General features: G+C 64.3%; 16 protein-coding genes. 7 read left to right on the top strand and 9 right to left on the bottom strand.

The window, feature by feature from the left end; translation table 11 throughout:
• Positions 1-227: 227 nt before the first annotated feature.
• The gene (locus BUA26_RS20435) at positions 228-818 is read right to left on the bottom strand and encodes a hypothetical protein (RefSeq protein ID WP_178368558.1); all 591 of its coding nucleotides are present in this window, start codon (positions 816-818) and stop codon (positions 228-230) included.
• A 66-nt stretch (positions 819-884) separates the two neighbouring features.
• On the opposite strand from BUA26_RS20435, the gene BUA26_RS08615 reads away from it, so the two are divergent.
• The 4 genes from BUA26_RS08615 (at position 885) to ntrC (ending at position 5,325) form a co-directional block, all read left to right on the top strand.
• Positions 885-1,958, top strand: a complete 1,074-nt coding sequence (locus tag BUA26_RS08615) for a sensor histidine kinase (RefSeq protein WP_178368557.1) — start codon at positions 885-887, stop codon at positions 1,956-1,958.
• Complete coding sequence (locus tag BUA26_RS08610) at positions 1,955-2,746, top strand: LytR/AlgR family response regulator transcription factor (protein ID WP_072759560.1); 792 nt, start codon at positions 1,955-1,957, stop codon at positions 2,744-2,746. The genes BUA26_RS08615 and BUA26_RS08610 overlap by 4 nt, the downstream gene beginning before the upstream one ends.
• 90 nt (positions 2,747-2,836) lie before the next feature.
• Positions 2,837-3,841 (top strand): two-component system sensor histidine kinase NtrB, encoded by a 1,005-nt coding sequence (locus BUA26_RS08605; protein WP_072759558.1) that lies wholly within the window; start codon positions 2,837-2,839, stop codon positions 3,839-3,841.
• Positions 3,842-3,945: 104 nt separating this feature from the next.
• Positions 3,946-5,325, top strand: coding sequence for a nitrogen regulation protein NR(I) (ntrC, locus tag BUA26_RS08600; RefSeq protein ID WP_072759556.1), 1,380 nt, complete (start codon positions 3,946-3,948; stop codon positions 5,323-5,325).
• Positions 5,326-5,428: 103 nt separating this feature from the next.
• Here ntrC and BUA26_RS08595 read toward each other — a convergent pair whose 3' ends face one another.
• On the bottom strand, positions 5,429-9,313 hold the full coding sequence (locus BUA26_RS08595) for a GH36-type glycosyl hydrolase domain-containing protein (protein WP_072759554.1): 3,885 nt from the start codon (positions 9,311-9,313) through the stop codon (positions 5,429-5,431).
• A gap of 239 nt (positions 9,314-9,552) precedes the next feature.
• Here BUA26_RS08595 and BUA26_RS08590 point away from each other — a divergent pair, with 239 nt between their 5' ends.
• From BUA26_RS08590 to gnd, 3 genes are all read left to right on the top strand, one after another.
• Positions 9,553-10,872, top strand: a complete 1,320-nt coding sequence (locus BUA26_RS08590) for a glucoamylase family protein (protein ID WP_072759552.1) — start codon at positions 9,553-9,555, stop codon at positions 10,870-10,872.
• Complete coding sequence (locus BUA26_RS08585) at positions 10,872-12,395, top strand: mercuric reductase (RefSeq protein WP_072759550.1); 1,524 nt, start codon at positions 10,872-10,874, stop codon at positions 12,393-12,395. The genes BUA26_RS08590 and BUA26_RS08585 overlap by 1 nt, the downstream gene beginning before the upstream one ends.
• A 61-nt stretch (positions 12,396-12,456) precedes the next feature.
• Positions 12,457-13,398: a phosphogluconate dehydrogenase (NAD(+)-dependent, decarboxylating) gene (gene gnd / locus BUA26_RS08580; RefSeq protein WP_255368247.1), complete on the top strand. Its 942-nt coding sequence runs from the start codon at positions 12,457-12,459 to the stop codon at positions 13,396-13,398.
• 562 nt (positions 13,399-13,960) lie between these two features.
• On the opposite strand, the gene BUA26_RS08575 is transcribed toward gnd, so the two are convergent.
• The 7 genes from BUA26_RS08575 to BUA26_RS08545 form a co-directional block, all read right to left on the bottom strand.
• Complete coding sequence (locus BUA26_RS08575; protein ID WP_072759546.1) at positions 13,961-14,482, bottom strand: dihydrofolate reductase family protein; 522 nt, start codon at positions 14,480-14,482, stop codon at positions 13,961-13,963.
• 74 nt (positions 14,483-14,556) lie between these two features.
• On the bottom strand, positions 14,557-14,955 hold the full coding sequence (locus BUA26_RS08570; RefSeq protein WP_072759544.1) for a cupin domain-containing protein: 399 nt from the start codon (positions 14,953-14,955) through the stop codon (positions 14,557-14,559).
• 99 nt (positions 14,956-15,054) lie between these two features.
• On the bottom strand, positions 15,055-15,759 hold the full coding sequence (locus BUA26_RS08565) for a LytR/AlgR family response regulator transcription factor (RefSeq protein WP_072759542.1): 705 nt from the start codon (positions 15,757-15,759) through the stop codon (positions 15,055-15,057).
• Complete coding sequence (locus BUA26_RS08560) at positions 15,759-16,811, bottom strand: sensor histidine kinase (protein WP_072759541.1); 1,053 nt, start codon at positions 16,809-16,811, stop codon at positions 15,759-15,761. Before BUA26_RS08560 ends, BUA26_RS08565 begins: the two co-directional genes overlap by 1 nt.
• A gap of 30 nt (positions 16,812-16,841) precedes the next feature.
• On the bottom strand, positions 16,842-17,504 hold the full coding sequence (locus BUA26_RS08555; RefSeq protein WP_072759540.1) for an alpha/beta hydrolase: 663 nt from the start codon (positions 17,502-17,504) through the stop codon (positions 16,842-16,844).
• Positions 17,505-17,519: 15 nt separating this feature from the next.
• Positions 17,520-18,269: an energy transducer TonB gene (locus BUA26_RS08550; RefSeq protein WP_072759539.1), complete on the bottom strand. Its 750-nt coding sequence runs from the start codon at positions 18,267-18,269 to the stop codon at positions 17,520-17,522.
• Positions 18,270-18,431: 162 nt separating this feature from the next.
• A complete protein-coding gene (locus tag BUA26_RS08545) occupies positions 18,432-19,244 on the bottom strand; it encodes a TonB C-terminal domain-containing protein (RefSeq protein ID WP_178368556.1) in 813 nt (270 codons plus the stop codon).
• Positions 19,245-19,270 lie beyond the last annotated feature (26 nt).

The raw sequence follows: 19,270 nt of genomic DNA, 5'->3' as shown, positions 1-19,270 counted from the left end.
TCGATAGTTCCCTCGCTTTAGTGGACACCTTGAACTACCACTTCAGGAGTGCTCACGATGCCCAGGCCATATCCCAGAACCACATATCGGTACGCCGATGATTTCAAGGCAACAGCTGCCCGTTTGAGCCAGCTGCCGGGGGTTGCGTAACAGGATGTCGCCGCGTCGCTTTCATCGATCCGTTCATGCTGTCTCGTTAGCGCTCCTATGCAAGGTGTGTTCGCCGCCTAGCGCGAATCCAACGATTGCCGGGTAAGCCATGCGATGGGGATGCCCACCAGGATGATGTGGCTGAAGAGTTGCTCGGCCAGCCCCAGCGCGGTGAAGTGCGGAAACAGCGCCGGCCAACGCAAAGGCAGCACGACAAGATTCATCACCGCCCACAACGAAAGGCCATAGAGGACGCCTGCGATCAGAGGCCGTCCCCTGGTCCACCCGATTCGCGGCACAGCCAGCGCATAGATCGACGCCATGATCAGCATGATGGAAAAGTGCAGGAGCAGTCCCGCGATGGCGCCTACTGCGCCCGCGTGCCGGGCGCCGGGCCAGACGGCGGACGCTATGCCGAGCAAGACGACGAAAGGACCATGTCCCTCCAGCAAGGCGTAGAAAAATGCCGAAAGTATGTCGAGCGTACCGGCAATAGCCGTAGCCCAAGCGATCAGCTTGATGGGTTTTGCAGAGATGCCACCGTTCATCGTGCACTCCTGATTTTCGATGCCGAGCCGGTCGCCGGCTTGATGAAGCGCAGGGAGGTTAGTCGTGGCAAAGCCGGCCAGATACTTGTTTTCGCCAGGCGGACCGTTTGCGACCGCCAAGCGGTACGCGGGCGACTTCCAAGCCCCGCCGCTCCGGAGCAAACTGCGCGGGATATGGCAGACCGCATGAATCGAGCCAGGCCCTCCAGGTTCTGGCGAATCCAGATTGCCGGATGGCTGGCCTATGGCTTGATCAGTGCGTTGGGCGCGCTGCCTTACCGGAATGCGTATCCGATCCTTCTCTATTTCATTGGCACGACGGTGGCTGCTTTTTCCGCCAGCCTGGTCATGCTGGCGCTTTGCCGCAGGCTGGCTGCGCGCCGAACGCCCTGGCCCAATACGTTCGCTCTTATTGTGGTGTGCTCATACGGGCTGGGCATCGTCTGTTCGATAGCAGGCGCGGCGCTCGAGGCCAGATACGGCCACATCGGCACGACATCGCAGCCATGGCGATCCATTGCTTTCGTGGGCTTCGCCAATGCATTCAGTCCAACCATCATGCTGGTGGCCTGGAGCGCACTGTATCTTGGCGCATCGCATTGGCGCGAAATGCAGCAGCGCGAGCGGGAGTTGCTCCTCGCCGAATCGCTGGCCCGCGAATCGGAGTTGAAAGCCCTTCGCTACCAGATCACGCCGCACTTCTTGTTCAACACGCTCAATGGCATTTCCACGTTGGTCGGGGAGGGCGAGACCCAATCGGCCCGCCGCATGATTGCGCTCCTGGCTGACTTTCTGCGTTCCACCCTTTTGCCAACGCGGCAAGGCGACGTGACCATTGCCGAAGAGCTCGCCCAGGTCCAGCGCTACATCGAGATCGAGCAGGTTCGATTGGGGCATCGCCTGGTGGTCACCATGCATTGTGACCGTGAGGTACAGGACACCTGCGTACCCCATCTTCTGCTTCAGCCGCTGATCGAGAACGCCATTCGCCATGGCATCGCCCCAAGAGCGGAAGGCGGCAGGCTTTCTCTGGCGATCATCCGCGACGATGATTGGGTCCGCATATCGATCCACAACAGCGCGTGCGAGCTGCACGAAAGGTCGACCCTCTCCGGAGGGCTCGGTCTGACCAATACGGCAGCGCGACTCGCGGCTCGCTATCGGGACAACTATCGTTTCTCGGCATCCGGTGATGCGAGCCACGGGTGGCTGGTCGAAATAGAGATTCCCCACCATGCCAAGGCGGACATGCCGCCGTGATTCGCGTGCTTATCATCGACGATGAGCCGCTGGCCCGCCGCGGCGTCCGGGTATGCCTTCGGCGAGCGGGCGATGTGGTGATCGTCGGGGAGGCCGACTCGGGTGAGACGGCCTTGGAGAAGCTCGTGGAGCTTCGCCCCGATCTCGTTTTTCTCGACGTGCAAATGCCCGGCATGGACGGCTTCGAGATGCTGTTGAAGGTCGACTTCGAAAAGTTGCCTCTCATCATCTTTCTCACGGCATACGATAGCTATGCCCTCGAGGCATTTGGCGTCCACGCCCTCGATTACCTCATGAAGCCGATCGATGACGAACGCTTCGATGAGGCACTTCGGACTGCGCGCAAACGTCTTCATGACATGCGGGCCGGCGAACAGCTGGCCAGCAAGCAAAACTTGCTGCCGGCGCGCGAAGCTTCACCCAGAGACGCATGGCAAGCCCGCTTCGAAGTAAAGAGTGGAGGGAGGACCTTCTGGGTTTCCACGGACGATATCGACTGGATAGAGGCCAGCGGCGATTACGTGATCCTGCATGCCGGACGTCGCATCCATATGGTCCATGGAAGCATGGACGGCATCGAACAGCGCCTGAACCCGTCAGGTTTCGCGCGCATACACCGGTCGACGATCGTGTCGCTCGATCGAGTGACCGGGCTCAGCCTGCTCTCTACCCGGGATGCCGTCCTCACCCTCAAAGACGGCACCGAGCTTCGCGTCAGCCGACGCTTCCGCCATCGGCTCCGCCCGGATATGGAGAGGCTTGCTCCAAGCAAACTGCGACAAAGTTAAGCATCACTAACACACCGAGGGCGCGCCGAGCGCAGCGGGCCAGTCCGATCACCATTTGCACCAAACCGTCGCATTGTCCATGATGGTGCAATGAACGATAGGGCGTGGCGGACGTGGGCGGAGCAAATGGCGACCGGGCTGGCCCTGGTCGATGGGGATCTGCGCTTGTGCTGGATCAACCCGGCGCTGGCCGAATGGCTGGAGCTGGGGCCGCGCAGTGCGATCGGGCTGTCGCTGGGGCTGTGGTTCGATGAGGAGGCGTTGACGCAGACCTCGCGCGCGTTGGCCGAAGAGCGGCCGCTGCAATGGCGTGGCATGTCGCTGGTGGCGGCCAGTGGCCGTGAAATCACCGCGGATATCGCGTTGCAGCCGTTCGAGGGCGGCCTGCTGCTCGAGGTGCATGCGCTGGCCGAGCCGCTGGCGAACAGCTCGCCGTTGTCGGCTACGTTGCGAGGCTTCGCGCACGAGGTGAAGAATCCGCTGGCCGGTCTGCGCGGCGCGGCGCAGCTGTTGCATCGGCGGGTCGACAATGAGGACTTGCGATCGCTGGCCGGCCTGATCATCGACGAGGCGGATCGGCTCGGTGTTCTGGCGAACCGCCTGCTGCATCACGACGGCGCACCGCAGATCGGGCCGGTGAATATCCATCAGCTGCTGGAGCGGCTCACCGACCTGCTGCAGGCCGAACCGTCACCGCCGCAGCTACGCCATGACTACGACCCCAGCGTGCCGGATCTGCTCGGCGATGCGGATCGATTGCAGCAGGTGCTCTTGAACCTGGCGCGCAACGCGCTGGAAGCCGGCGCGCACACGCTCACCTTGCGCACGCGGGTCGAACACGGCGTGCGCGTGGGCGAGCGAATGTTGCGCATGGCACTGCGGGTGGACGTGATCGACGACGGTCCCGGCGTGCCGGCGGCCCTGCGCGACACGCTGTTCCAGCCGCTGGTGTCCGGCCGCGCGGACGGCACCGGTCTCGGCCTGGCGTTGTCGCGCGAGATCGCGCACGAGCATGGCGGCGAGCTGCGCTATACGAGCCGACCGGGCGAGACGGCGTTCTCGCTGTACCTGCCCATGGGGCGCAGCCATGACTGATTTCGCGCGTGGCATTTCTTCGTTCCGGATCTTGCTCTGTGGCCCGGGCAACCCCTTCACAACCTCTCTCTGCACGCAGGGGAAGACGCCAATCGAGACAAGCGATGACTGAAGAAATCTGGATCGTCGACGATGATCGCGGGGTACGTTTCGTGCTGGCCGAGGCCTTGCGGGATGCCGGTCTGACGGTGCGCGAGTTCGGCGAGGTGGCGGACGTGCGCTCGGCATTGCGCGACACGCGACCCGCGTTGCTGCTCACCGACGTGCGCATGCCGGGTGAGGATGGCCTGAGCTTGCTCACCGAACTGCAGGCGCTGGCTATCGGTCCGGTGATCGTGATGAGTGCGTATACCGACGTGGCCACCACCGCGGGAGCCTACCGCGCCGGTGCGGTGGACTACCTGGCCAAGCCGTTCGATCTCGATCATGCGGTGGCATCGGTGCAGCGCGCGCTGGCCAGCGTGGCGGCGCCGACCGTGACCGGCAATCACGTCATTGCGACCGAACACGCGCTGCTGGGCGAGAGCGCGCCGATGCGCGAGGTGTTTCGTCTGATCGGCCGCGTCGCCGCCAGCGACCTGAACGTGTTGATCACCGGCGAAACCGGCACCGGCAAAGAGCTCGTCGCGCGGGCACTGCATGAGGAGAGCGCGCGCAGCGGCAAGCCGTTCATCGCATTGAACACCGCGGCGATTCCCAGCGAGCTGCTGGAGAGCGAGCTGTTCGGCCACGAGGCCGGCGCATTCACCGGGGCGACGCGCCGGGTCGCCGGCCGCTTCGAGCAGGCCGAAGGCGGCACGCTGTTCCTCGACGAAATCGGCGACATGCCGCTGGTGCTGCAGACGCGGCTTCTGCGCGTGCTGGCCGGGGGCGAGTTCTATCGCGTCGGCGGACGCGAGCTGATCCGCTGCAACGTGCGCATCGTCGCCGCTACTCATCAAGACCTCGCGCTGCGCGTCGCCGCTGGACAGTTCCGTGCCGACCTGATGCATCGCCTCGACGTGGTGCGCATCGAGTTGCCGCCGCTGCGCACGCGGCGCAGCGACATCCCGCTGTTGGCGCAACACTTCCTCGCCGTGACCGCCCAGGAGCTGAAGCTGCCGCCGAAGCGTTTCTCGCGCGCGGCGCTGAAACTGGTCGCGCAGCGCGACTACCCGGGCAACGTGCGCGAGCTGGAAAACCTGTGCCGCCGACTGGCGGTGATCGCACCGGGCAGTGAAATTTTGCCCGCCGATCTGGGCGGCAGCGGACACGCGCCCAGCGGCGGCGAGTGGACGGACGCATTGCGCGAGTGGGCAGTCGAGGCGCTGGCCGGGGGCGAGGCGGACATCCACGCCCGCGCCCGCGAAGCGCTCGATCAGACACTGCTGCAGGCCGCGTTGCTGGCCAACGAAGGTCATCGGCAGAACGCGGCGCAAGCACTGGGTGTGGGGCGCAATACGCTCACCCGCAAACTCGGCGCCTCGCGTACGCGTCGCCACTAGCCTCGGTCGAGATCCCTTGCAGGAGCCCACTTATGGGCGATGCTCTTTCCGTGAGAGAGCGAAAAGCATCGCCCACAAGTGGGCTCCTACAACAAGCGAGTGGTCAGCCGAGAACGATGTGCAACTGATGTTTCTTGCCATCATCAAGCAACTTGATGGCGGCATCAGTGGTCAGCATTTGGCCATCCAATTCAACGCGGGTCACGCCACGGCAAACCTTGGCCGGGTTCTCCACGGCTATCTCGTAGCGGCTCACGTGTTGACTGCCGCGATATCGATAGACGATCTGGAAGCCGGGCCAGTCCCTAGGAATACACGGATCGATGCGCAGGCTGTCGCCATGCCGCTGGAAACCGAGCACCGCCTCCAGCCCGGCACGATAAAGCCATGCAGCCGAGCCGGTGTACCAGGTCCAGCCACCGCGGCCGATGTGCGGTGCGACGGAATAGACGTCGGCGCTGACCACATAAGGTTCCACCTTGTAGCGCGCCGCCGCTTCGGCGCCGTCGCTGTGATGGATCGGGTTGAGCAGGTCGAACAGCCCGGCGGCGCGGTCGCCGTCGCCGAGCTTCGCCCAGGCAAAGACCGACCAGGTCGCTCCGTGCGTGTACTGGCCGCCGTTCTCGCGCACGCCGGGCGGGTAGCCTTTGATGTAGCCGGGATTCTGCGTGCTGTGGTCGAACGGCGGGGTGAACAGGCGCGCGATCCGGTGGGCGTGATCCACCAGCAGCCGGTCAACCGACGCCATCGCCTGCGCCGCGTGCTGCTGGTCGCTGGCGCCGGCCATCACGCTCCACGACTGCGCGATGGCGTCGATGCGGCATTCGTCGTTCTCGTGCGAACCGAGCGGCGTGCCGTCGTCATAGTAGCCACGGCGATACCACTGGCCATCCCAGGCACGTTCCAGCGCCGCGCGGAGATCGTCGGCGTAGTCGCGCCATCGCTGCGCGCGTTCGATCTCGCCGCGCTCCTGGGCACAGGGTGCGAACGCGTCGATCGTGCCGAGCAGGAACCAGCCTAGCCAGCTGCTTTCGCCGCGGCCTTTTTCGCCGACCGCGTTCATGCCGTCGTTCCAGTCGCCGGTGCCGATCAGCGGCAGGCCGTGCGCGCCGCGGGTGAGGCTGGCGTCTAGCGCACGGGCGCAGTGTTCGTATACCGAGACGCGCTGGTCCGAGACGGACGGCGGGAAGAACGCATCGGTGGCATCCTCGGGAATCGGCTGGCCGGCAAGGAACGGCACTACCTCGTCCAACACCGCGACATCGCCGGTCACGCCGGCATAGTGCATGGCGACATAGGCGAGCCAGATCCGGTCATCGCTGATTTTCGTGCGGATGCCCTGGCCGCCCGGCGGCAGCCACCAGTGCTGCACGTCGCCTTCGGCAAATTGGCGGCCGGCGGCGCGCAGCAGGTGCTCGCGGGCGAGATCGGGGCGGCTCACGCACAGTGCCATCACGTCCTGCAGCTGGTCGCGGAAACCGTAAGCACCGCTGGCCTGGTAGTAGGCCGTGCGCGCCCACAGCCGGCAGCCCTGCACCTGGTACAGCAGCCAGTCGTTGAGCACGATGTCCATCGCGCGATCCGGCGTGCGTACCTGCACCGTATCGAGCACGTCGTTCCATTGCGTGGCGATGTCGGACAGCACGCTGTCGATATCTTCCGCACGATACTTTTCGATCAAGGCTCGTGCGATGGATTCATCAGCCGCATCGCCGAGCATGAAGATGACGTCGATCTGTGTGTTCGGCGGCAGCTCGATGCGTGTCTGAAGCGCGCCGCAAGGATCCAGCGCGGCACCGAGCCGGCCCGACAGCGGCGCGTCGTCACGCAGTGCGGCGGGCTGCGCGACGGTGCCTAGCGGACCGAGAAATCCGCGGCGATCGCCGCTCATCGAATGCTGCGCTCCCGCCAGGTCGACGAACGCCACGCGATCGCCGAAATCGGGCCGCCACGGATTGCGCGCAAGCAGGGCGCCGGTGCTTTCATCGCGCGAGGTGATCACATACGGCGCCGGCGTGGTGCCGTTCGCGCCCAGCGCCCATTCGACGTAGCCGGTGACCGACAGCCGGCGTGTGCGCGTCGAGCGATTGCACAGGCGCAGCCGGGACAGTTTGATCGAGTCGGTCGTCGGCACGCACTGGATCAGCTCCAGCCCGATGCCGTTTGCATCATGCTCGAAACGCGTCCAACCCTTGCCGTGGGTGATCTTGTAGGCCGCGCCGACCACCCGGATCGGCTGCGCCGTGGCGCTCCACAGCACGCCGGTATCCTCGTCGCGCAGATACAGCACGTCATGCGGACTGTCGCTGACCGGATCGTTCGGCCACGGCGTCAGCGGGTTCTGCTGGCTGTTCAGCGACCACGTGTAGCCGCCGCCTTCGGCCGAGACCAGAAAGCCGAACGCGGGATTGGCGATCACGTTCACCCATGGCGCCGGCGTGCCGCGCTTGTCGTCGAGGTTGATTTCATAGGCGCGGCCGGCATCGGTGAATCCGCCGATGCCATTGGCGAATTCCAGTTCGCCGATGATGGGCGCGGCCGCCGCGGAAGCCGGCGTACTCGCGCGGATGACCGCCGGTGCGATGGCGGCCGGTGCGGGTTCCGCGGCAACAGGCTCCGTCGCGGCATCGTCCAGCACGACCCGTGCGACGGTCAGGAGGCCGTTGCGCAAGTCGTCGCCGATCGCATCGTCGCGCAGTGCGAACAGCTCGGCCTTGGGCAGCCGGTCGTCGGATTTCAGCTGAGCTTGCTGCGTGCTCGTCAGCGCCATGAGCACACTGTGCAGTGCGTCGCCATCGGCACTGTCGGCACCATCGGCAATATTCAGCAGCACCACATCGACGGCCAGCCGCTGACTGCGCCAATAGTGCTGCGCCAATAGCAGCTCCTGCACGTGCGGCAGTCCGGCGTCGCCGCCGAGACGGAACAGCACGATCGGGCGATCGCCCGAGATGCCGGCGGTCCACAGTGTGGGTGGACCACCGCGGCCGCACGCCAGCGCATCCGGTGCCGGCCGTTGGCCTGGATCGCTGCGCACCATGGCGCTCATCCAGTACGCAAAACGTGCGAGCAGGGCGGCGCCGATGCCCAGCCGCTGTTGTTCGGCTTCGGCGTGCTTCGCCGCACCGGCGAACAGCGACTCGGCCACGTCCGCACTTTGCAGCCGTGCGCTCAGTGCCAGCGCGCCCTCCCGCGAGTCGGCCAGCTGCGTCCACAGCAGCATGGTCACACTGCTGTTGGGTCCGAGCGTGATGCGTCGGCGCAGGCTGAAGATCGGATCGAGCACGCAACCGCTGGTATTCGACAAGGCGGTGCCCGGCTGCATCGCCTGTGCCTGACGCAGCGTGTTGCCGCGACCGAGAAAGCGTGCCCGGTCGGTTTCGTATTCGGGCGCCGTATCGATGGGTTGTCCCGCGATCTGCAACGCCTGAGCCGCCCACACTTCGGATTCGCCGCCCGCGCGCCGGCGCCGGGTGGCCAGCAACACGCCATGCGTGGCATCCCATTCGGTCTGCACGAACATCTTGGAGAACGCCGGATGCGCGTTGTCGGCGCCGATCGGACCGAGTACCAGTTCGGCATACGACGTCAGCGACAACGTGCGCGTGCGGTCGCCGTGATTGCTCAAGGTGAGCCGACGCAGTTCGATGTCGGCGTCGCTGGCCACCGCCACGTCCAGCACGCTGTGCAAGCTGTGATGCCGGCGGCTGAAGCTGGCGCAGCCGGCGCCGAACGACACCGCATCGTCCGGCGTGCGATGGCCATACGGTTGCAGCGACGCCGACCACGCCGCGCCGCTGTCCTCATCGCGCAGCAGCAGGTAGCTGCCCCAGCCGTCGCCGGTGGGGTCCTCGCGCCAGCGCGTCACCGCCAGATCGTGCCATTGGCTGTAGCCGGAGCCGCTGCTGCCCAGCATCACGCTGTAACTGCCGTTCGAGAGAAGAGCGTGCTGGCGTGCGTCGATGGTGCGGGAAGAAGCGGATGGCATGGGCGTCCCGTTGGTTAGCGCTGAACCGGTAGCATGCGCCTCTATCGGCATCCGTCACGTCAAGGCATCGACCTGGGCTTCACCCTGCGGCAGAGTAGGATGGTGCGATGAATGACCGAAGCGACCAGTACGCGCCCTTCAATTCTGCTTTGGCACGCCGGCCGCCACACCGCTGGCATGACGCGCCGCGCGGCGAGCTGTCACCGACTGCCGCAGCCTGAGCCGGCGTGGAGTCCCGGATGTCCCAGCTTTGCGCTCTCACGGACGACGCCTTGCTCGATCGGCTGGAGCGTGCCGCCTTCGATTATTTCGTGCAGAACATGAATCCGCGCAACGGCCTCGTGGCCGATACGTCTCGTGACAATTCGCCCGTCAGCATCGCGGTGGTCGGCTTCGCGCTGACGTCGTATCCGGTGGCGGTGGAGCGGGGTTGGATGGAACGTGAGGATGCGGTGCGGCGCAGCCTCGCTGCGCTGCGTTTCTTCCGTGACAGCGACCAAAGCGGCAGCCCCACGGCGACCGGCTTCGCGGGCTTCTACTACCACTTCCTCGATATCCACACCGGTGCCCGCGTCTGGCAGTCGGAGCTGTCGATGATCGACACGGCGCTGTTGATCGCCGGCGTGCTCACCGCGAGTGCGTATTTCACGGCAGATACGCCGGATGAGGCCGAGCTGCGCGAATTGGCCGATTTCCTCTATCGACGCATCGACTGGCGCTGGGCGCAGAATGAGGGCGATACCATCCGGCAAGGCTGGAAGCCCGAGTGCGGATTCCTGCATTACGGCTGGGAGGGCTACAGCGAAGCGATCCTGCTGTACGCATTGGCCATGGGCTCACCTACCCATCCGATCCATGGCGATTGCTACAAGGCGTGGACAGCCACCTACCAGTGGGAAAACCTGTACGACCACGATTATCTCTATGCCGGTCCGCTGTTCGTGCATCAGTTCTCGCACGCGTGGATAGACTTTCGCGGCATCCGCGACGATTTCATGTGCGAGAAGCGCTCGGACTATTTCGAAAACAGCCGACGCGCCGTGCTGATTCAGCGCGAGTACGCACAGCGCAACCCGCACGGATTCGCCGGCTACGAGATCGACTGCTGGGGGCTGACTGCCTGCGACGGTCCCAGCGATGAGCTGCCCGATGTGTCTAACGAAAAGCGGCGCCTGTTCGGTTATGCCGCCCGTGGCGTGCCGTACGGGCCGGACGACGGCACGTTGTCGGCGCCGTCCGTGCTGGCCTCGTTGCCGTTCGCGCCGGAGATCGTTCTGAGTGACGTGCGCAACATGATGACGCGCTACCCGGAAATGCTGACCGCGGAACGATTCGCCAGCAGCTTCAACCCCTCACTGGCCGATGCCGACGGGCGTGCATGGTTTTCCGCGGGGCACTACGGCCTCGACCAGGGCATCGTGCTGCTGATGATAGAGAATCATCGGAGCGGACTGCTCTGGCAGCTGATGCGTGCCTGCCCGTATATCCGCAGTGGCCTGGGTTGCGCGGGATTTCGCGACGGTTGGCTTCGGGATTCCATTCCCGCTGGAGCAGGCTGATGTCGCCGCCCATCGATGCTTCGCCACGCACGCCGCAGGATGCGTATGAGCGCGAGCGCGCGGCCAACGTACATCCCGTCGAGTGGAGCAATCCCACGCCCGCGAGCTGCTATCAGCTGGTGATCGTCGGCGGCGGCTCCGCCGGTCTTGCTGCCGCGCAGACCGCCGCGGCGCTCGGCGCCAAGGTGGCACTGGTCGAGCGCCATCTGCTTGGCGGCACCTGCCTGAATACGGGATGCTTACCGTCGAAGGCGATAATCCGCACCTCTCGGCTGTATGCCGAAATGCGCGATGCGAACCGCTACGGCGTGCAGGTCCCGGACGATATCCGGGTCGATTTTTCCGCCGCGATGGAACGCGTCAGACGCCTCCGCAGCCATATCAGCGGAGGCGATTCGGTGCGCAATCTGGTAGCGGCCGGGGTCGACGTGTTCTTCGGCAATGTACAGTTTTCCGGGGCCGATACCTTGAAGGTCAACGGGGACGAGCTGCGCTTCCGGAAGGCTCTTATCGCGACGGGCGCGCGTCCGCATATTCCGTCGATTCCCGGCCTGCGGGAAGCCGGCTTTCTGACCAACGCCAATGTATTCAACCTCACCGAGCTGCCGCCTCGCCTGCTGGTGATCGGTGGCGGCCCGCTCGGCTGCGAACTGGCCCAGGCGTTCAGTCGACTCGGGGCACGAGTCACCATCGTGCAGGACATGCCGCTGTTTCTCGATCGGGAAGAGCGCGACGCGGCGCAGATCCTCTCCGATGCGTTCGCCCGTGACGGTATCGAGGTGCGGCTGAACACGCAGGCCGTCGCGGTGCGCGTGGAGAACGGGGAGAAGCTGGTTGACCTGCTCAGTGACGACTACCACAACACGATCGCCGTCGATGCGATCCTGGCCGGTACCGGTCGCGTGCCCAATGTCGAGGGACTGAATCTGGAAGCGGCTGGCGTCGACTACGCGGCTGGCGACGGCGTCCGCGTCGACGATTTCCTGTGCACCAGCAATCCGCGCATCTATGCCGCCGGCGACATCTGCCTGGAGCACCAGTACACCGACACGGCCACCGCCTCGGCGCGCATCGCGGTGCAGAACGCGTTGTTCCGCGGCCGCGAGCGAATGAGCGACCTGGTCATCCCCTGGTGCACCTATACCGATCCCGAGATCGCCCACGTCGGCCTGTACGTACGCGAGGCCAATCAGCAAGGTATTCCGGTGAAGACCTTCACCATCCCGATGCACGAGATCGATCGCGCGGTGACCGACAGCGAGGATGGCGGCTTCGTGAAAGTCCACGTCAGGGAACGCACCGACCAGATCCTGGGCGCCACCATCGTGGCGCGCCATGCCGGTGACATGATCAACGAGATCACTCTGGCGATGGTGGCCGGTATCGGTCTGCGCACCCTGTCGCGGGTGATCCACGCGTATCCCACGCAAGCCGAGGCGATCCGCTGCGCCGCCGATGCCTACAATCGCACGCGACTCACCCCGCGTATTCGCGCACGGTTGCGCCGTTGGCTGGAGCGTTGAGGAACTGACGGCCATCACACCTGTCACGCTTGCTTAATCGGTGGCGCACCTACAATTCCACATTTCACATCAGCACTCTCTCAGCTCAAGGACAACTATGGAACTCGGCATGATCGGTCTGGGGCGCATGGGCGCCAACATGGCAGAACGTCTGGTCAAAGGCGGCCACAAGATCAGCGGCTTCGACCCGAACGCCGATGCGCGCAAGGCGGCTGAAGCCGACGGCATTGCGCCGGCGACATCGCTGGAAGCACTGGTCGCCGGGCTGTCCACCCCGCGCGTGGTATGGCTGATGGTGCCGGCCGGCAAGATCACCGACGACACGGTCAACGCGCTGCTGCCGCTGCTGAACAAGGGCGACACCGTGATCGACGGCGGCAACTCGAACTACAAAGACACCTTGCGCCGCGCACAGCTGTATGCCGATCACGGCCTGGGCTACGTCGATTGCGGCACCAGCGGTGGCATATGGGGCCTGAAGGAGGGATACAGCATGATGATCGGCGGCGACGAGAAAGCCGTCGAGGCGCTGCGGCCGATCTTCGAGACGCTGGCCCCAGCGAAGGACCAAGGCTGGGGCCGGGTCGGCCCAGTCGGCTCCGGCCACTACACCAAGATGGTTCACAACGGCATCGAATACGGCATGATGCAGGCTTATGCCGAGGGCTTTTCCATCCTCAAGCACAAGCAGGATTTCGGCCTCGACCTGCATCAGGTCGGCGAGATCTGGCGCTACGGCAGCGTGGTGCGTTCATGGCTGCTCGACCTCACCACCGACGCACTCGGCAAGAACCCGAACATGGATGGCATTGCGCCCTACGTCGTCGACTCCGGTGAAGGCCGCTGGACCGTCGACGCCGCGCTCGAACTCAACGTACCCGCACCGGTGATCACCTTGTCGCTGATGGAGCGCTTCCGCTCGCGCGACGACGATTCGTTCGCCGACAAGCTGCTGTCCTCGATGCGCAACGAGTTCGGTGGGCATGCCATCAAGAAGGAGTAGGGTGGCGCTGCACTTCGGATGCTTTTTTGTGGGAGCGACTTCAGTCGCAATGCTTTTGTCGCTTCGTTACTGATCGAGAGGCAGGGGCTTTCGTCTGCCTTCGGCAGCCGAGTTGCTTTCTCTTTGCGTGGCCAAAGGGAAAGTAACCAAAGAGAAAGGCCACCGCCGCTTGGCGCTTGCCGCCCATCCCTGGGCGGCAAGTCCGTGAGCCGGAGCCGGGCTTTTCGACCGGACTCCTGTCCGGACGAAAAGGCATCGACATCCCTGCCGATGCCCGCTTCGCGGCCTGTCGACCCCGCCTCACCGCCGCACAGGGGCCCCGGTAGAGCAGCGGGCCATCCTGGCCCGCACTCGGTGCGCGACCGCTGCGCGGTTGCGAGAGCTGGAGAGCTGAAAGATCGTGCCTGCTCACGCCTGCTGTTTCGCCTCCTCTCCCCCGGCTTTACTGGGGGAGAGGGTTGGGGTGAGGGGCTCTTGACCTGGCTCAAAATCCGCCCACTGCGTATGCACTCGCGGACGTTAGCGTGAGGCCTGGATTGAGCCGTGCTGCGAAACGGAGTCGTCAGACGACAACTGCATACTCGCTCTGGACGAGGCCGCTGGCGTATTGCTGCGTCCGAATGTGTCTGAGGATGATGTCGTTCTGCAAGGGGCCGAAAAGCGGAATCCCGGCGCCGATAAGTACGGGAACGCGCGTGACAACGATGCGTTGGATCAGGCCGGCCTGCAGGAACTGCTGAATGGTGATCCCTCCGTCTACATAGATATGCTCGATGCCACGAGTGGCGAGCAGCGAAACAATCTCGGCCGGTGCTCCCGACAGGTGCTCCACAACGGCCCCATGCGGGGGCGGAGGCAACGCGTGTGTGCTGAGCACGAACACGGGCTTCTTGCCGTAGGGCCACGGATCAAAGGCGAGAACCGTATCGAAATTATGGCGGCCGATGACCAGCGCATCGACCGTGGCCATGAACTCATCGTAGCCGTGAGGTTCGCCACCTCCCGGCGGCAGAAAATCCAGCTCACCGTTGGTTCTGGCCATGAAGCCGTCGAGGCTGGTACCGACGAAGACAGATGCTTTCATGGCTGCGTTCTCCTCTTTCCGCCTAACGCGTGAAATAAGCAGGGCCGCGAAGCGGCTTCGCCTTGAATAGCTTGTCAGGCCCCAATCGGCCGATGCTCGGTACCGGCGCCTGGCGTGAGGAATAGCATCGTGGTTGGAACCGTGGTCCTGGCCGTGTGCCAGACATTTTGTGGCACCAGGACGTAAGAACCGGGATCGCTCAACTGAACAGCGCGCTCTTGGCCAGAATCCTCAAGCACGATAGTTGCGGTGCCCGAAAGCAACATGACCAGCTCCTCGCCGGCGGGGTGACGCTCCCACGTAGACCACGGCTCGGAGAATGTAAAGGCGGACATGAGCCTGCCTTGGTCAAGTTGTGGATAGGCACCGCCCGCCAGTTCTTCCCAGAATGAGTCCGAAACGGATATCGCATCGGTTTTACCGCCATCACACACATGCAAGTAAGTGCCGAGTATTTCCTTGGCGGTACTCATGCGGTCTCCATTGGCGCTCAAATTCAACGTTCGCGAATTCAATTCAGAAGCCTACCACCCAAAGGGCAGAGTCGCTCAGGTGCAATAGCCCGTACCTATTCACCCCAGCCGCAACAATTTCCTCACCACCGGCAAATTTCGCCGGCTGATCTCGGGGTTGATTTCGGTGCCGTCGAGGCGCGCCAGCACGCGGCCGTCGGCGAGGGTCTTGATGCCGAGCAGGCGTGGCGGAGGCACCAGACAATTGCGGTGCAGGCGTATCAGTTGATCCGGATAGGCTTCTTCCAGCTGGCGCAGCGATTCCTCGATCAGCAGTTCGCCGCGGCGGTGCTTCACCACGACGTATTTTTCATCGGCGAGCAGGCAGATCACTTCATTGAGTGCGATGCGGATTTGTTCGCCGCGCATCCGGCCGCGCAGATAGGCGGTAGGCTCGCGCGGCTGATCGGCGAGGCGTCGTTGTGCGCGTTGCAGCGCATCGCGCAGCCGTTCCAGCCGCACCGGTTTGAGCAGGTAATCGACCGCGCCCAGTTCGAAGGCCTGAAGCGCGTGTGCTTCGTAGGCGGTGCAGAAGATCACCTGAGCCCGTGTGCGTCCTGACAATCGTTGCGCCAGCGCGGTGCCGCTGAGACCTGGCATGTTGATGTCCAGCAGCAGGATATCGGGCTGCAGTTCACCAAGCGAACCGAGCGCGGTTTCGCCGTCGCCGACACTGCCGACGATCTCCACGCCGTCACACTCGCCGAGCAGCGCGGCCAGGCGGGCGCGTGCCAGCGGTTCATCGTCGACGATCAGCACGCGCATCACCGTGCGGGCCTCGGCAGGTACAGCAGCACCACGAAGCGGTTGCCCTGCGGTCCGGCCTGCGCTTTCGCCAACGGGCCATAGCGGTAGACGATGCGCTGGCGCACGCTGTCCAGGCCATGGCCGTTGCCGGGTTCGGCGGGCGTGTCAGGCAGCGGATTGCTGATCTCGATGCGGATGCCGCCGCCGCCGCGATGTCCGCGAAGGACCACCTCTCCGCCTTCGCGCAGCGGCTGGATGCCATGGCGTACCGCGTTCTCCACCAGCGGCTGCAGCAGCAGGCGCGGCAGCGGAAAGTCGGCGGGAAGGTCATCCAGCTCACGCTGCACACGCAGGCGCGCGCCGAGGCGCAGTTGTTCGATCGCCAGATAACGATCGATCAGCGCCAGCTCCTCGCCCAAGGTGCCGTCGTCGGTATCGTGTTGGCCCAGCGCGGCACGGAACAGTTCGGACAGATCTTCCACCGTGCGCTCGGCCGCAGCCGGATCGACGCGGATCAGCGCCGCCACCGTATTCATGCTGTTGAACAGGAAGTGCGGGCGGATGCGCGCCTGCAGCGCCTCGACCTGCGCGCGCGTCACCGCCGCCAGCCGCGCCTGCCACTGCGCCAGCACGTAGAAATAGCGCAGCAGCGCGGCACCGAGCAAGGTGGCGATCAGCACGTTGTCGCGCACGAACACGGGCAGGCTGCTGCGCACCAGATGCATCTGCAACGCGCCATCGAACCAGTGCGCCACGATGCTGGCGACCAGCACAAGCAGCAGGATCAGCAACCATACGCCGACATACGGCAGGTGTTTCGGCAAACGCTGCAACCACGGCCGCAGCGCGCACAGCGTCACCGCGATCACCATGCCCAGCAAGGTTACGAACAGCATGCTGACGCTATAGGCAGACCAGTCGCGCGGGTCGTCGCCTGCCAGCCACATCACGGTTACGGTCAATGCGCCCACCACGAGCAGCGCGAACAACGCCGGCAGCTCGCAGAAGTCCGGCAGCGGGCTGTGTTCGATGCGGCCGCGCGGGCCGCGGCTGGGCTTCAGTTCGCGCATGCGGGCCAGTATGCCGTATGCGGACGCCGCTTATGCCAGCCGCTGGCCGAGCCAGCGACGCAGGTCGTCAATTTCTTCGGCGCAGACCGCGTGGGCCATCGGATAGATATGCCAATCCACCGTGTAACCCAGTGATTGCAGCAGATCGCGCGAGTCGGTGCCGCGCTGCAGGATCACCACCGGATCGAGCGTGCCGTGACCCCAGAAGATCGGCAACGTCGCGTTCGCCGCGTGGCGTTCGCCCGCGAGCGTTGCGTGCAGCGGCAGGTAGGTCGACAGCGCGATGATGCCGCCCAGCTTTTCCGGATGACGCAGACCGGCGGCCAGCGCGATCGCCCCGCCCTGGGAGAAGCCGGCCAGCACGATGTGCTCGCTGGGCACGCCCCGGCTGCGCTCGCGGGCGATCAAGGTCTCCACCTCGCCGATCGACGCACGCATGCCCACCTCGTCCTGTCGCGCGTTGAGATCGAACGCGGCGATGTCGTACCACGCGCGCATCGACAGACCGTTGTTGATCGTCACCGGCCGTACCGGCGCATGCGGAAACACGAAACGCAGCGGTGGCCACGCAGGATCGACCAGCTCCGGCACGATGGGCGCGAAATCGTTGCCGTCGGCGCCCAGGCCATGCAGCCAGAGGATGCTGTAACGCGGGTTGGCTGCGGTTTCGTGTTCGATGGCGGGCAGGGGCATGCGGTACTCGGCGGGTCAGGGGGCGTTGGTGACGGTGGCGACGACGCTGGGTTGCAGCGGACTGTCCAGTGCAACCTCCTGTTCCGACGGCAGCGGGATGGCGGGTTGGGCGGCCTCCTCGCGGTCGGCCTCGCGCAGCATTCTGATCTGCTTTGCAGTGAAGCGAGGAGAGTCGACAGTGAAGTTCACTGGTATATGCATGCGAGTTGCCACCGGTTGGCCATCGACTTGCTCGGGTATGGCATGCCACCGTTTCGCGGCGGCAAGCACGGCGGTCCTGAAATAGAGAGGCAGAGGCCAGTCCGCAAACTTGCTGCTCACGTTCATATCAGTGAGGCTGCCGTCAGGATGGACGGTCGCTTCAAGTATGGTGAATGCCGATTGTCCCGCCCGGATGGCATCCCTTGGATATTGTGGTGGCACGCTCTTCGAATCGATCTTGGGGCCGTTGCCCATAAAGCTGATGCGCAGATCGTATTGGCCTTGCGCGTTCGGCAAGGCCTGCAATTTGGCGCTGATGAACGTATGCGCCGGCACCGGCCTGCCATTGAGCTTGGCTGGCGTGAATTGCCACTGTTTCACCGCGGCAGACAGCACCGCGGCAATCGATGCCGGTACGTCCGGATCGACCTGAGTAGCAGTGATGTGCCCTTGAGCATCTACGTCGGCACCAACCTTGTAGGTCTGTTCGCGCTTCTCGGCAGCCCGCACCGTCAAGGAACAGGCCAGTAGAAGCATGGCCGCACAGAGCATGATGTTTTTCATCGTGATCCCTCCCCCAGTAAATGCCGGCGCCCGCGTCGCGCGAGCCACTATCATGCCGCAATGACGGCGCGCGGGGTAACCGGCGCGCTGACTGAACGACACACCGATGCCTTGGCCAGCGTTCATGCCAGCGTGTCGACTTGATCAAACCGCCCCGATGGATCAGAGATGCATGGTTATCGGATTGATCACGCTCGGCTGCAACACGCTCGAAATTCCCGGGCGCCAGGCCCGGTTGGCTTCGACACCTACGACAAAACCCGTTTGCTCCAGAAAATCGCGATCTGCGTCTGTCGGAGGGGTATTGTCGGTGCGGCTTTCGGTGCACCAGATCGGTATGCTGTCGGGAGGCCCTTTGCAGTGGGTCGTCGTGACCGCGTTGTGCTCGTCCAGATGGAACACGACGCGGGTGCGCAGATGCGCGGGGACCGGCTTTCCGTCCAGCGTTTCCGGGGTATACCGATCGTGCAGAAGTGCATCGTCGACACCTTGGACCAGCAACCTGCCACCACGACCTGTGGCGGAAGTGCGGGAATCCTTGACGATCAACTTGCCATCCGCCTGAAGTTCAGCAGTAGCCTCGACGCTGCCTTGTGCGTGGATCTGCAAGGCCTCTGGAGAATAACGCGGAAAGTTGGTGTGCTCCCACTTGGGGCCGTGGCTGATGTACCTGACCGTCAGTGTGTATTTGCCACCGGTATCGGATACCGACTCCAGTGTCGCCGTGATGAAGGTTTGTGCGGGAACGGCTCTTCCATCCTTTTGCGCGGGCACAAATCGCCAATGCCTGAGCGCCAGGTCCAGCACGGCGGCGATCGGTTTGGTAACTCCAGGCTCGGCCTGCGTCTTTGTCACTTCACCCAGCGCGCTTACCTCGGCGCTGAGGACGTAGGTCTGTTCCTGGCTGTCGGCTGCTCGTGCTTGCAATACACAAGCCAGCAGCATGACGCAGGCACAACACATGATGCCTTTCATCGCCATTTTTCTCCCCGTTAACGCCG

The sequence above is a fragment of the Rhodanobacter sp. OK091 genome (genome assembly GCF_900142825.1).
In the GTDB taxonomy this organism is placed as follows: Bacteria; Pseudomonadota; Gammaproteobacteria; order Xanthomonadales; family Rhodanobacteraceae; genus Rhodanobacter.
This window is presented reverse-complemented; position numbering and strand designations above follow the sequence as displayed.